General features: G+C 68.0%; 13 protein-coding genes. 10 read left to right on the forward strand and 3 right to left on the reverse strand.

What is annotated here, in order from left to right:
- Window positions 1–44: 44 nt before the first annotated feature.
- Window positions 45–1,436 carry a threonine/serine ThrE exporter family protein gene (locus ACWEKS_RS32930; protein WP_452343770.1) on the reverse strand — a complete coding sequence of 464 codons (1,392 nt, stop codon included), beginning with the start codon at window positions 1,434–1,436 and terminating at the stop codon, window positions 45–47.
- A gap of 132 nt (window positions 1,437–1,568) precedes the next feature.
- On the opposite strand from ACWEKS_RS32930, the gene ACWEKS_RS32935 reads away from it, so the two are divergent.
- The 4 genes from ACWEKS_RS32935 (at window position 1,569) to ACWEKS_RS32950 (ending at window position 6,144) form a co-directional block, all read left to right on the forward strand.
- Window positions 1,569–3,476, forward strand: a complete 1,908-nt coding sequence (locus ACWEKS_RS32935; RefSeq protein WP_452343701.1) for an acyl-CoA dehydrogenase family protein — start codon at window positions 1,569–1,571, stop codon at window positions 3,474–3,476.
- 283 nt (window positions 3,477–3,759) lie between these two features.
- The gene (locus ACWEKS_RS32940; RefSeq protein WP_452343702.1) at window positions 3,760–4,827 is read left to right on the forward strand and encodes a catalase family peroxidase; all 1,068 of its coding nucleotides are present in this window, start codon (window positions 3,760–3,762) and stop codon (window positions 4,825–4,827) included.
- A complete protein-coding gene (locus ACWEKS_RS32945; protein ID WP_452343703.1) occupies window positions 4,824–5,444 on the forward strand; it encodes a cytochrome b in 621 nt (206 codons plus the stop codon). Before ACWEKS_RS32940 ends, ACWEKS_RS32945 begins: the two co-directional genes overlap by 4 nt.
- Before the next feature lie 31 nt (window positions 5,445–5,475).
- Entirely contained in the window at window positions 5,476–6,144 is a 669-nt protein-coding gene (locus ACWEKS_RS32950) for a phosphatase PAP2 family protein (protein WP_452343704.1), read from the forward strand.
- Here ACWEKS_RS32950 and ACWEKS_RS32955 read toward each other — a convergent pair.
- Together ACWEKS_RS32955 and ACWEKS_RS32960 are read right to left on the reverse strand one after the other, a co-directional pair.
- The gene (locus ACWEKS_RS32955; RefSeq protein ID WP_452343705.1) at window positions 6,119–7,006 is read right to left on the reverse strand and encodes a nuclease-related domain-containing protein; all 888 of its coding nucleotides are present in this window, start codon (window positions 7,004–7,006) and stop codon (window positions 6,119–6,121) included. The genes ACWEKS_RS32950 and ACWEKS_RS32955 overlap by 26 nt on opposite strands.
- An 84-nt stretch (window positions 7,007–7,090) precedes the next feature.
- Complete coding sequence (locus ACWEKS_RS32960; protein ID WP_452343706.1) at window positions 7,091–8,785, reverse strand: GMC oxidoreductase; 1,695 nt, start codon at window positions 8,783–8,785, stop codon at window positions 7,091–7,093.
- Between the two features lie 186 nt (window positions 8,786–8,971).
- Between ACWEKS_RS32960 and ACWEKS_RS32965 the strand changes: the two genes are divergently transcribed.
- The 6 genes from ACWEKS_RS32965 to ACWEKS_RS32990 all read left to right on the forward strand — a co-directional run bounded on the left by ACWEKS_RS32965 (window position 8,972) and on the right by ACWEKS_RS32990 (window position 12,878).
- On the forward strand, window positions 8,972–9,619 hold the full coding sequence (locus ACWEKS_RS32965) for a CDP-alcohol phosphatidyltransferase family protein (RefSeq protein WP_452343707.1): 648 nt from the start codon (window positions 8,972–8,974) through the stop codon (window positions 9,617–9,619).
- 62 nt (window positions 9,620–9,681) lie between these two features.
- A complete protein-coding gene (gcvH, locus tag ACWEKS_RS32970; RefSeq protein WP_364625017.1) occupies window positions 9,682–10,080 on the forward strand; it encodes a glycine cleavage system protein GcvH in 399 nt (132 codons plus the stop codon).
- Between the two features lie 185 nt (window positions 10,081–10,265).
- Window positions 10,266–10,733, forward strand: a complete 468-nt coding sequence (gene garA / locus ACWEKS_RS32975) for a glycogen accumulation regulator GarA (RefSeq protein ID WP_354850581.1) — start codon at window positions 10,266–10,268, stop codon at window positions 10,731–10,733.
- Between the two features lie 44 nt (window positions 10,734–10,777).
- Window positions 10,778–11,563: a transcriptional regulator FtsR gene (ftsR, locus tag ACWEKS_RS32980; RefSeq protein WP_364625020.1), complete on the forward strand. Its 786-nt coding sequence runs from the start codon at window positions 10,778–10,780 to the stop codon at window positions 11,561–11,563.
- 67 nt (window positions 11,564–11,630) lie between these two features.
- A complete protein-coding gene (locus ACWEKS_RS32985; RefSeq protein ID WP_040807814.1) occupies window positions 11,631–12,104 on the forward strand; it encodes a bifunctional nuclease family protein in 474 nt (157 codons plus the stop codon).
- A gap of 207 nt (window positions 12,105–12,311) precedes the next feature.
- Complete coding sequence (locus tag ACWEKS_RS32990) at window positions 12,312–12,878, forward strand: MerR family transcriptional regulator (protein ID WP_354850586.1); 567 nt, start codon at window positions 12,312–12,314, stop codon at window positions 12,876–12,878.
- The last annotated feature ends 124 nt before the right edge of the window (window positions 12,879–13,002 follow it).

Here is a 13,002-nt window from a genome sequence, read left to right on the forward strand (position 1 = left end):
TATGGATCGTGGTGGAAAGGCCGTGCCGGATCGCCGGGCTGTGATCACCCGGAGCTGAGCCGTGGCCGGCGCAGCGAGCCCATCCGCTTCACGATCCGGGGCCGGCGCAGATCGCGGGCGATCCACTCACCCAGGGTCACACCGGCCGCCAGCGCCAGGCCGACGGCGAACGCACTGAACAATTGGTTGAGCCCGACGATCAATTCGTCGTTGAGCAGCGCGTAGAGACCGCGATAGACGCGCAGACCGGGAAGCAGGGGAGTGATGCCCGCGACCGCCACCACCAACGGGGGAGTCAGGGCGCGGCGCGCCACCAGACCACCAGCCAGACCTACCACCGTGGCCGCCACACCCGACGACACGATCGGGCCGAATCCGAAGTGCTGGACCAGCAGATAGACGATCGTGGCCGCCGCACCGCTGACCGCCGCCGCCGCGACGGCGCGCCGCTCCGCATAACAGGCGAGCGCGAAGGCCGCCGAGGTGAGCGCGCCCGCGAACAGCTTCAGGGGCAGATTGGTCAGATCGCGGGTCGAGGTCATGTCGGCGATCGGAACCGTCGCCTCGAACACCTCCGCCACCCGCAGCGTGAACGCGATACCGGCGATGATGCCGCCGGTCATCATGATCACTTCCAGCATGCGCGCCGACGCGGTGATCGGCGCGCCGGTAATGGCGTCCTCGACCGCGCCGACCAGCTGTAAACCGGCCAGCAGCACCGTGATTCCGGCGGCGATGATGAGCGCGGGGTCCAGATGCAGGCTCTCGGCGAAGGTCGAGACCAGCACCGCGGGCACGGTGGCGATGATGCCGCCCACCATGTGCTGGAAGAAGAACGGCAAACCGCGCCGATTCAGGATCCGGTTGGTGCGATCGATCATGGTGGTGGCGGCGAAGCTCACCAGGGCGACGAGCAGGCCGCCATTGAGCAGCAGCGCCACCGCCGCCGCCATGACCGCCCAGCCGACCGTCGCGAGCCACCGCGGGTACGGGTGCGGCGCGGAAGTGATCTCGTCCAGCGCCGCCAGCGCCTCCTGCGGCGGCACCAGTTCCCGGCGGATGCGGCGGGTCAGCCGATCGGCCGCCGCGAGGCGGGTGAAGTCGAGCGACCGGTAATGCACGACGCGCATGGTGCTGTACGGCGGCAGCCGCGGTCCCCGGTCGGCGGAGATACGAATCGAGTTGTAGGTGACATCGATATCGCACTTGGACAGCCCGTAGGTGGAGGCGATGAATTCGATCTGCGTCGTGGTGTCCATGACCGCGGTCCCGGACGCCAGCACCACCTCGCCCACCCGCTCGGCCAGATCCATCACCTCGGTGACCGTCGCATCGTCGGTGACATCGATCGGCCGGACCGGAGCGGGCGCCTCGACCACCGCGTCGACCGTCGCGCGGCGGTCCGCGACCAAGCGGTCCACCGCGCCGGTCAGCATCCGACGCCACCGGGCGCGCAGCCCGGAAGGCGCCTCCGCCTCGATAGCCACATCGGTGCTCACATACAGCAACGTACACGGGTGCGGGAGATCACCAGGTTGAGCAGTTCGATGGCAGTAGTGTTTTCGAGTATGGCGACGAGCGGCGTTTCTATTTCGGAAGAGCTACGCGCAGCACTCGACGGCCCCTGGCGTGACGTGCGCGAACGCGCGCGGGGCATTCTCGACGACGACCGCCTCTACGGCGACCCCGCCCTCGACATCAAGGCGGCGCGGGCGCGCGTGCTGGACCAGATGCAGCTGGTCGCCTCCTTCGGCTGGGTAGAGGGCGGCTTCCGGCACCCGGACGGCAGCCCGGGTGACCCGGGCGCGGTGGTCACCGCGCTGGAGATGCTGGCCTACACCGACCTGTCGCTGTGGGTGAAAAGCGGTGTGCAGTGGGGTCTTTTCGGCGGTGCGGTCGAAAACCTGGGCACCGAGCGGCACCGCGAGTACATCGACGAACTGATTCCGCTGCGCCTGCTCGGCTGCTTCGCCATGACCGAGACCGGGCACGGCAGCGATGTCGCCAACCTGGAGACCACCGCCACCTACGATCCGGCGACCCGGGAGTTCGTGGTCCACAGCCCGACCCCCTCGGCCCGCAAGGACTACATCGGCGGCGCGGCCGAACACGCCCGCATGGCAGCGGTTTTCGCGCAGCTGATCACCGGCGGCGAGAGCAAGGGCGTGCACTGCTTCCTGGTGCCCGTCCGCGACGAGGCGGGCAGCGATCTGCCCGGGGTGACCACCTCCGACTGCGGTCTCAAGGGCGGCCTGCCGGGTGTCGACAACGGCCGAATCCTGTTCGACCAGGTGCGGATTCCGCGGGAGAACCTGCTCAACCGCTACGCCGACGTCGCATCGGACGGCACCTACAGCTCCGAGATCGAGAACCCCAGCCGCCGCTTCTTCACCACCCTCGGCACCCTCGTGCGCGGCCGGATCAGTGTCGGCGGCGCGGCCTCGGCGGCCACGCGGGTCGCGCTCAGCATCGCCGTCCGCTACGCCGAGCAGCGCCGCCAGTTCGCCGACCCCGACACCGGCGAGGAGACGGTGCTGCTGGATTACCGCAGCCATCAGCGCCGTTTGCTGCCGCTCGTAGCGCGCTCCTACGCACTGGCTTTCGCGCAGAACGATCTCGTGCACCGCATGCACCTGGTGCAGACCGGCCAGACCACCGACCCGCGCGCCCAGCGCGCGCTGGAGAACCGCGCCGCCGGACTCAAGGTCGCCCAGACCCGCCACGCTACCCAGGCGATCCAGGAATGCCGCGAAGCCTGCGGCGGCGCAGGCTATCTCACCGAGAGCCGCCTGGTCACCCTCAAGGCCGACACCGATGTGTTCACGACCTTCGAAGGCGACAACGTGGTCCTGACCCAGCTGGTAGCCAAGGACTTGCTGACCGCCTACGCCGATGAGGTGCGCGACCTCGATGCCCTCGGCTGGGTGCGCTTCGCGGCCACCATGGCGCGCGATGTGGTGCGCGAGCGATCCGGTGTGCGGCAGATGATCCAGCGTCTGCGCGACCGCGGCGACGAATCCGTCGACGAGGCCGACCTGTCCCGGCGGTCGGTCCAGTTGCAGCTGTTCGCCGATCGCGAGGACTACATGGTCCGCACCGCCGCGCACCGGCTCCAGGCCCGCGCCAAGGAGACCGGGCCCTTCGAGGCGTTCAACAATGCCCAGGACCACATCCTCGCCGCCGGCACCGCGCACATCGAGCGGTTGGTGCTGGAGGCCTTCATCGACGGCATCGCGGAGATCGAGGACCCGGACGCGCGCGCCCTCGCCGATTCCGTCTGCGACCTGTATGTCTACTGGACCATCGAGCAGAACCAGGCCTGGTACATCATGCACCGGTTCATGTCCGTGGAGCGGGCCAAGGCGGTGCGCCGCGGCGTCAACGAACTCGTCGATCGGCTGCGGCCGCACGCGCTCACCCTGATCGAGGGACTCGGCGTCCCGGAGGGCCTGCTGCGCGCCGCCATGCTCGGCTGACCCCGAGCGCCGTCGCGGCTGAATCCTGTTGCCGCCGTGCATCGTTGAGAGATTGCACACACGATCCACACAATCAAGGCCGTCTCACCCCGGACCGAACTCATGCCGAGCTGGGACCCGCAGCCGCGACGGCACGGTCGGGCTGATCGTCGCCACCGTCCACGGCGCGCGAGTTCTTACGGAACCGTGAAGTCGCGCCGATACCCGCCGTGTCGGTTGGCGTCCGCACCCGCTCGCGCGGCATTGTCTCTCCCGTTTCGACGATCGACACGAGGAGATACGAATGGGCGAGGAGAACGGTCCGCTACGCCTGAATCGGCGCGCGCTGCTGGCCGCGGCGGTGATCGCCGGTGCGGGAACCGCCGGCGTCGGCGGATTCCTGTTCGCGGAGAATGCCATCGGCCCGGCGCGGCTGACCGCCCGGCGCATCGTCGACGGCCTGCAGGCCGCCAACGGTTTCGTCCCGGGCTATCGGCGCAACCATGCCAAGGGCGTCGCGGTGGCGGGACGCTTCGAGAGCAACGGGGCCGGAACCGAGCTGTCGACGGCCGCGGTGTTCCGGCCCGGCAGCTACCCGGTGGACGGGCGGTTCTCGCTGGCGGGCGGCAAGCCGTTCGCGCCCGACGTTCTCGACGCGCGCCGGGGGCTCGGACTGCGGATCACCCTGCCCGCCGGTGAGGAATGGCGGCTGGCGCTGCTCAATATCCCCGTCTTCACCGACGCCTCCGCCCAGGACTTCCACGACCGGACCGCGGCCTATGCGCCCGACCCGGCCACCGGGAAACCGGATCCGGAGCGAGTCCGCGCCTATCTGGCCACCCACCCGAAAACCGCTGCCGCACTGGAGGTCATCAAGCGGAACCCGCCGACGGCGAGCTTCGCCACCTCGACCTTCCACGGCCTCAACGCCTTCGAATGCGTCGACGCGGATGGCACCCGGACTCCGGTCCGCTGGCGGCTCGAACCCGAAACCACCGGCGCCACCGGTGCATCCGGTGACGATCAGCTCTTCACCGGGCTGGTCCGGGACCTCCGCCGGGAATCGCTGCGTTGGAAACTGATCGCGGTGGTGGGCAATCGCGGCACCGATCCGACACACGACCCGACCATCCCCTGGCCGGCGGAGCGACGCGGCATCGACACCGGCACACTGGTTTTGACCGGGGTTCAGAGCGAGTCCGCGGCCAATGTGCGGGATGTCAACTTCGATCCGCTGGTCCTGCCGAACGGCATTGCGGCCTCGGACGACCATGTGCTGCAAGCCCGCTCGGCCGCCTATGCCGAGTCGTATCGACGCCGGGCGGGCGAGACCGCGACCCGGCAGCCGCTGCGGGTGGAGGGTCTGGCATGAGCGGGGCGATGGAACCGGCCGGGACCACGGTCGACGAAGCGGATCCGACGACACCGGACGGGCCGGAGGCCGACGCCACGGCGCCCGCCGAGCCCACCCCGCGGGCGGGCCATTTCGACCTGACCACGCGGGCGCTGCACTGGCTGATGGCCGTGCTCATCGTGGCCATGCTGTTCCTCGGGGCCGCCCTGGTCGGATCGGTCGGGGATTACGGCGTGCTGCTGAGCGTCCATCGGACGGTCGGCATCGCCATCCTGGTGCTCGGCGTGGCGCGGCTGGTCAACCGGCTGCTGCGGCGGGCGCCCGCCCCGGCGGCGCTGTCACCGGCCGAGCGCCGGATCGCGATGGCGTCGGAGCTGTCGTTGTACGCGCTGTTCCTGCTCCAGCCCGTCGTCGGCTGGGCGCTGGTGTCGGCCTCCGGGATTCCGGTGCGGATCGGGGGCGGCATCCATCTGCCCGCGATCGCGCCGGAGAACGCGCACCTCTACGCACAGTTGCGCACGCTGCACTCCTGGCTGGCCTATCTGCTGCTGGCCCTGTTCACCGCCCATATGTCCGCGGTGCTGTGGCATGCGATCGGGCTGCTGCGGCGCATGCTGCTCGAGCGCCGATCCTGAGGCGCGGGCGGGCCGTCGGTATCGTGCAGCCGTGACTCGATCGACCGCGCCCGCCCCCACCCCGCCGGATCACCGGATACGCCGTGCCGCCCTGCCCGCTGTCGTGCTGGCGGGGGTCATCGTCACTGTGCTTGTGCCGCTGTCGTTTCCGGCGGGCGGCGGGTCGACGAGCGCGGATCTGGTGCTGGAGCGCGATATCCACTCGGGGCTGGACGCGTACACGTGGGTGTACCGAGTCCTGGTGTTCCCCAGTAACAGTTACGTCGTCCTGCCGCTGCTGTGCGCCTCCGCGGCGTGGTTCGCCTACCGCCGCCAATGGTGGCAGGCCGGATTCGCCCTGGTGGCCCCCGAGCTGGTGGTGGCCGTCAATACCTTTGCGCTCAAACCGTTCTGGGACCGCAGGCTCGACCACTATCTCGCCTACCCCAGCGGGCACACCGTCCAGCTGGTCGCGGTCGTCACCGCCTTCGCGCTCGTGGCCGAATCCGCCCGCGTGCGGACCGGCACGGTGATCGTCATGGTGGTGGTGCTGCCGGCCGTCATGATCGGCATGGTGGGCTTCGGATACCACCATCCGACCGATGTCCTGGGCGGAACGGCGGCCGCGGTCGCGCTCGTGACCGCCCTCTACCTACCGTTCCGCTACTTCACGGCTACACCGGTTGCGGCGCTGTCTAATACGACGCCGCCCCCGCGATGATGAACCACACCACCCACAGCACAGCCACCAGGAAGCCGAGCGTCAGCATCACCCGCATGAGCCCGCGGGTCACCTCGATCCGGTCGCTGCGGCGCGGGTAGAGCTTGCGCGGGCTGAACCACGGCTCGGGGATGTTCAGACCGCGTGCCGACGCGTGCTCGCGCTCCAGCCGGGCCTGCTCCTCGGCGAAGGCCTCGGCCTGGGCCTGCTGCGGACCGCCGTGCCACAGCGTCGGATCCACCGGGCCCAGGAAGCCCTCGTTCAGCAGATCCTGCGGCGCGGGCAGGTACGGCAGGATGCCCAGACCGCGGAACGCCCAGGCCACGTCGTTGGCCGACCACTGCGGCCGCCCGCGCGAGAGCAGGCTGGTGAAGTGGTCGCGCAGCCGCCGCTCGTCGCCCAGCAGCACCTGGAAGCTGGGATCGTTCCACAGCTGGGTGACCCGCAGATTCGAACCGGGCGCCGGCACCACCAGCACGATGCCGTGGATGACGCGCTGCCCGAGTCCCCGTTCGGCCAGCCAGTTCTGCAGCGCGAAGGTGTGATCGCGGGACTTGTCCAGCGGACTGCGCTTGTCGCCGCCTTCGAAGGTGATGATCCGGTCGCCGACCCGCCAGGGGCCGTTGACCGGAATCTCGAGCTCGCCGTCCATGCGCTCCGACAGCGCCTCGGCCTCGATCACCACACAGCTGGTCGGCGTCCACACCACCGCGTCGAACGGATGCAGCTTATCGCCGTGGAACAGACTGCAATTGACGGTGGCGACGCCCTTGGGATCGGTGCTGCCCTTCCAGGTTCGCAGCCAATCGATGAGCACCTTCTCGGCGTGGCTGCCGGCGGCGTTCTGCACTCGGACGAGCATCGGCTCTCACCTTCCTCGTCGAATCGATACCGGGAAATGGTACGGGCACAACACCCCAAATTACCGCCGGGCACGCCGCCGCGCTCAGTTCGCGGAGAGCTCGTGATCGTTCGGGAACAGGGGCAGTCGCAACGCGCCGGGCGCGAAGTCCGGCACCACCGCGTGCTTGGGCGCGACGGGGCGGATCCGACGATACGCGGCGCCCAGCTCTGGCCGCGGATCGGCCTCGTTTCGGTTGGGCCAGAACGCCATTGCGCGCTCGGCCTGGGCGGTGATGGTCAGCGACGGGTTCACGCCCAGGTTCGCCGTCACCGCCGAGCCGTCGGCGACATGCAGGCCCGGATGGCCGTACACGCGCTGATACGGGTCCACCACACCGCTTTCCGGGCCCTCGCCGATGACGCAGCCGCCGATGTAGTGGGCGGTGGCCGGGATGTTGAACACGTCCATGGCCAGCATCTGCACGTCGCCGTCGACCTTCGCCCCGAAGCGGCGGCCGACATCGTGCGCGAGCGGGATCCAGGTCGGATTCGGCTTGCCCATGCCCTGTTTGGTCTTCAGCTGCCCCCAGCGCCGGAACGAGGTCAGCGAGTTGTCCAGCGACTGCATGACCAGCAGGATGACCGACTTCTCCGACGCCCGGCGGGCATTGAGACTGCGCGCGAACACCACCGGGTGCAGCAGCATGGCCAGCAGGAAGCGCAGGAACCGGAACGCGCCGCCGTCCACCAGCGGCACCGACAGCGGGAACAGGCCGTTCTGGCCCTTGCCGTAGTGGCACACCTCGACATGGGTGTCGGGCTCGGGATGGATCGAGGAGGTGATGGCGATGCCCTCGGCGAAGTCGTCGCGGGCCTTGCTCACCACGTTCAGGATGGCCTCGGAGTTGGACCGGGTCAGCTCGCCCAGCCGCGGCGACAGGTTCGGCAGCACACCCTCGTCCCGCATCTTGTGCAGCAGCTTCTGGGTGCCCAGCGCGGCCGCCGCGAACACCACCTGCTCGGCGGTGAACACCTTGCGCCCCTTGCGGATCCAGCGATCCGAGCGCTGCGTCTCGATGGCGTAGCCGCCGCCGGTCATGGGCCGCACCTTGGTGGCCGTGGTCAGCTCGAACACGTGCGCGCCGGCCTGCTCGGCCAGGTACAGGTAGTTCTTGGGCGTGGTGTTCTTGGCATTGTGCGGGCAGCCGGTGAAGCAGCGCGCGCAGTGGATGCAGCCGGCCCGGCGCGGTCCCGCCCCGCCGAAGTACGGGTCGTCCACCTCCTCGCCCGGCGCGGCCTCGTTGAAGAACACGCCCACATTGGTGGCGTGGAAGGTGTCGGCCACGCCCAGATCCTCTGCCACCGAACGGATCACGTCGTCGGCCGGGGTCATGCGCGGATTCGGGGCCACGCCCAGCATGCGCTGCGCCTGGTCGTAGTACGGCGCGAGCTCCGAGCGCCAGTCGGTGATGTGGGCCCACTGCCGGTCGGTGTAGAAGGCCGGCAGCGGCTCGTAGAGGGTGTTGCCGTAGATCAGCGACCCGCCGCCCACGCCCGCCGCCGAGAACACCGCGCACTTGCCCAGAATGCTGATGCGCTGGGTGCCGGTCAGCCCCAGCCGCGGGGCCCAGATCGACTTGCGCACATTCCAGTTCGTCCTGGGGATGTCCTCGGCGTTCCAGCGGCGGCCGGATTCCAGCACGGCGACCCGATAGCCCTTCTCGCTCAGGCGCAGCGCGCTCACACTCCCCCCGAACCCGGAGCCGATAACGACGACGTCATAGTCGAAGTCGGGCATGGTCTTTCCTCTCCCTGGGCTGTACCGATCAGCCTTCACCACTCGGGCCCGAACCGCAGCACGCCCCGCGAATTCGCACCCTCCAATACGATGAGAAAATACTGATGTCATTCTCTCATCGGGTGAGTATGACAGCGAACATATCGGTGGGCTCCGGCGGCGGCGCGGTGGCGTGCCCGGATGGAGATGGCGCAGCGATTGGGGTATGACCGGGTTGTGACAACCGAGCGGAATGCCGAACCGGTCTACAGCGACCGCATCCTCACCGTGCCCAACGTGCTCAGCGTGATCCGGCTGATCGGCGTCCCGGTTTTCCTGTGGCTGCTGCTCGCCGAGAAAGCCGACGGCTGGGCCTTCACGCTGCTGGTTCTCAGCGGCATCACCGACTTCCTGGACGGCAAGCTGGCCCGGCTGCTGGATCAGTCGTCCAAACTGGGCGCCATCCTCGACCCGCTGGTGGATCGCCTCTACCTGCTGGCGACCCTGGGCGGCTTCCTGATTCGCGGCATCCTGCCCTGGTGGGTGGTGCTGATCCTGGTCGGCCGCGATGCGATCCTGACCCTCACCCTCGGCATCTACCGGCGCCGCAACCTCCCCCCGCCCGAGGTCATCTACCTGGGCAAGGCCGCCACCTTCGCGCTGATGTCCGCGCTGCCCTGGCTGCTGGCGGGGCAGATGGACTGGGCGGCGGCAGGTTTCGGCCGCGCGTTCGGTGGGGCATTCTTGATCTGGGGCACGGCGGTCTACGTCTGGACCGGAATCCTGTATCTCCGCAAAGCCGTCGCCGTGGCCCGAGCGATACCGCCCGTGCCACACCATGATCACTCCCGATAGGGTGTGCGGCGGACGGATCGACGACGATCCCGAGAGGAACGCCCGTTGAAAGGACACTGCCAGTGACCGCAGTACCCGAGGATTTGCGCTACTCCGAAGAGCACGAGTGGGTGAGCAAAGTGGGTCCGACCCGGGTGCGGGTGGGTATCACCGATTACGCGCAGTCGCAGCTGGGTGACGTCGTGTTCGTGCAGCTGCCGGCGGTGGACTCCGACGTGGCGAGCGGTGACAGCATCGCCGAGATCGAATCCACCAAGAGTGTGTCCGACATCTACGCCCCGCTGGCCGGGAAAGTCGTTGCGGTGAACGATCTTCTGGATGCCGAACCCGAGACGGTCAACTCCGACGCCTACGGCGACGGGTGGCTCTTCGAGGTCGAGGCGGAGTCCGCCGAGGCGCTCGAAGCAGCGCTCGGAAAGCTCCTCGATGCCGCAGGTTATCAAGGAGTTATCGGAGGCTGAAGGAGCCTTCACAGTTCTACCTGCACGGGTACGCCCTGGCAGGGTACGGTCAATGCCAACAGAAGTGCGCGCAGCCGGTGTCCGGATTATCCGGACCTACCCGAAGCGGGGAGCGGCCGGAGTGCCGCATCGCTGAGGGCATCAACTGCTTGCATGGATTATTCGGTTCGAGGAGGAGAGCAAGGGTGAGCGAGAACAAGGACCCGGGTTACCAGGAAACGGCAGCAGAGACCACTTCGGTGTTCCGTGCCGACTTCCTGAACGAGGTCGACACGTCGCGCACCGAGCAGACCGGCGAGCAGCCGGTGCAGGGAGTGGAGGGCCTGCCCGCGGGCGCGGCCCTGCTGGTGGTCAAGCGTGGTCCGAACGCCGGCTCGCGCTTCCTGCTCGACCAGCCGACCACCTCGGCGGGACGCCATCCCGACAGCGACATCTTCCTGGACGATGTCACCGTCAGCCGGCGTCACGCGGAATTCCGCCAGGACGACGACACCTTCCAGGTCGTCGATGTGGGCAGCCTCAACGGCACCTACGTCAACCGGGAGCCGGTGGATTCCTCGGAGCTGCAGAACGGTGACGAGGTCCAGATCGGCAAGTTCCGTCTCGTCTTCCTGACGGGACCGCGACCGGCGACGAGCGACTCGGGTCTATAGGACCGAGCGGAATGACTGGCGCAGCGCAGTGGACGCGCGGAGGCATGTCGATCGGCTCCGTGCTGGATCTCCTGCGTCCGGATTTTCCGGACATCACCATCTCCAAGATCCGATTCCTGGAGTCGGAGGGCCTGATCAGCCCGGAGCGCACGCCCTCGGGGTACCGCCGCTTTCATGTGGCGGACGTCGAGCGTCTGCGCTTCGTGCTGACCGCGCAGCGGGATCAGTACCTGCCGTTGAAGGTGATCAAGGAACAGCTCGAAGCGATCGACAGTGGGGCGGCGACGCTCGGGGTCCGGGAGGCCCGGGCCCGGGCGAACGCCGTGGGAGGGGCCGTGCCCGATTCCAGACCTGGGCCCGACACGAGAGATGGTCTGTCGCCCAATGGAGGCGGCCGCCTGCGGCGGCTGACCGCCGTGCCCGGTGAGGTATCGCCCGAGGAGCTCCGGTTCGACCACGAAATCCGGATCACCCGGGCGGATCTGCTCGAGCAGGCGGGCATCGACGAGAAGTTCCTGACCGAGCTGATTCGCGCCAACCTCATTACCCCCGGTGCCGCAGGCTATTTCGACGGCGACGCCGTCACGCTGGCCCGCACCGCCAAGGCTCTGAGCGAATTCGGTTTGGAGGCAAGGCATCTGCGCGCCTTCAAACTGGCCGCCGATCGCGAGGCCGCCATGGTCGCGCAGATCGCGGCGCCGATCGCCAAGAGCCGCGACGCGGATGCCCGCGCCCGGGCCGAGGAGACGGTCCGCGAGTTGGCGGCATTGTCGCTGACTCTGCACACCTGCCTGGTGAAGACCTCTGTGCGCGCTTCCCTCGGGGGCTGAATTCTTCGCCTAGACTCGGTATTACAGCCGGGTTGGGCGGCCGGTGAGGATCTTGGGAGGCAGTGCGATGAGCGAAATGCGTGTGATCGGCATCCGTGTCGAACAACCACAGAATCAGCCCGTACTGTTGCTCCGAGAGGTCTCCGGCGACCGCTACCTACCTATTTGGATCGGCCAGGCCGAGGCCACCGCGATCGTGCTGGAGCAGGAGGGCGTCACGCCCATCCGCCCGCTGACCCACGATCTGATCAAGATCCTGATCAAGGAGCTCGGGCACACCCTCAAAGAGGTGCGGATCGTGGATCTGCAGGAGGGCACCTTCTACGCCGACCTGGTCTTCGAGAACGATCTGCGCATCTCCGCGCGGCCCTCGGATTCGGTGGCCATCGCGCTGCGGGTGGGCTGCCCGATCTATGCCGAGGAGCCGGTGCTGGAAGAGGCCGGACTGGTCATGCCGGACGAGCGCGAGGACGAGGTCGAGAAGTTCAAGGAGTTTCTCGAATCGGTATCTCCCGACGATTTCAAGGCCACGGACAGCTGACCAGTTCCTGACCTGGTAATGATCTCCAAACGGGACAAAACAGGGTCTCTACCTCAGGTTTAGGGTTAAAAACACGCGGCTGATCAAGCTTTGCCGGTGCCGATTCTGCCGCGACAATCAGGGGAGTAGCCTCGATTGTTAGGCCAACGCTCCAGCGTCGATTGACAGAGCCCGAGCCCTGATAGGTAAGCAGTAAGGGAGTAGTCAGTGGGAGATCAACCGCAACCTCAGGATGTGGTGCAGCCAGGGCTGTTCCCCGATGACACGGTGCCCGACGAACTCGTCGGCTACCGCGTGCCCAGCGCTTGCCAGGTGGCCGGCATCACCTACCGCCAGCTCGATTACTGGGCCCGCACCGGACTGGTCGTCCCGTCCATCCGCAGTGCCACCGGATCCGGCAGCCAGCGGCTGTACTCGTTCAAGGACATCCTGGTCCTGAAGATCGTCAAGCGGCTCCTCGACGCCGGCATCTCGCTGCAGAACATCCGCATCGCCGTGGATCACCTGCGCAGCCGGGGCGTCGAAGACCTCGCCGGTATCACCCTCTTCTCCGACGGCACCACCGTCTACGAGTGCTCCTCCGCCGAAGAGGTGGTCGATTTACTGCAGGGTGGCCAGGGCGTGTTCGGCATCGCCGTCAGCGGCGCCATGCGCGAACTCACCGGAGCGATCGCCAACTTCCCGGCCGAGCGTGCCGAGACCGCGACCACCTCGGACCGTCCCGAGGACGAGCTGTCCTTCCGCCGCAAGGCCCGCATGAGCAAGACCGGCTAGGCACCCTTTTCCGGACGCGCGTCGCTTCTTGCGGCGCGCGTTTCGGGTATCCGGGGCGGGCCTTTTGAACTGCGCCACAGTCTGAAACCTGCCCAGGCAACATTCTTGTAACCTGGCGCCGCTT

The sequence above is a fragment of the Nocardia sp. NPDC004711 genome (genome assembly GCF_053601595.1).

Excerpts from the sequence above, each read along its gene's own strand:
- ACWEKS_RS32930 (WP_452343770.1), bottom strand. The coding sequence starts at position 1,436 with ATGCTGACCGGCGCGGTGGACCGCTTGGTCGCGGACCGCCGCGCGACG.
- ACWEKS_RS32935 (WP_452343701.1), top strand. The coding sequence starts at position 1,569 with ATGGCGACGAGCGGCGTTTCTATTTCGGAAGAGCTACGCGCAGCACTC.
- ACWEKS_RS32940 (WP_452343702.1), top strand. The coding sequence starts at position 3,760 with ATGGGCGAGGAGAACGGTCCGCTACGCCTGAATCGGCGCGCGCTGCTG.
- ACWEKS_RS32945 (WP_452343703.1), top strand. The coding sequence starts at position 4,824 with ATGAGCGGGGCGATGGAACCGGCCGGGACCACGGTCGACGAAGCGGAT.
- ACWEKS_RS32955 (WP_452343705.1), bottom strand. The coding sequence starts at position 7,006 with ATGCTCGTCCGAGTGCAGAACGCCGCCGGCAGCCACGCCGAGAAGGTG.
- ACWEKS_RS32960 (WP_452343706.1), bottom strand. The coding sequence starts at position 8,785 with ATGCCCGACTTCGACTATGACGTCGTCGTTATCGGCTCCGGGTTCGGG.
- ACWEKS_RS32965 (WP_452343707.1), top strand. The coding sequence starts at position 8,972 with ATGGCGCAGCGATTGGGGTATGACCGGGTTGTGACAACCGAGCGGAAT.
- ftsR (WP_364625020.1), top strand. The coding sequence starts at position 10,778 with ATGTCGATCGGCTCCGTGCTGGATCTCCTGCGTCCGGATTTTCCGGAC.
- ACWEKS_RS32985 (WP_040807814.1), top strand. The coding sequence starts at position 11,631 with ATGAGCGAAATGCGTGTGATCGGCATCCGTGTCGAACAACCACAGAAT.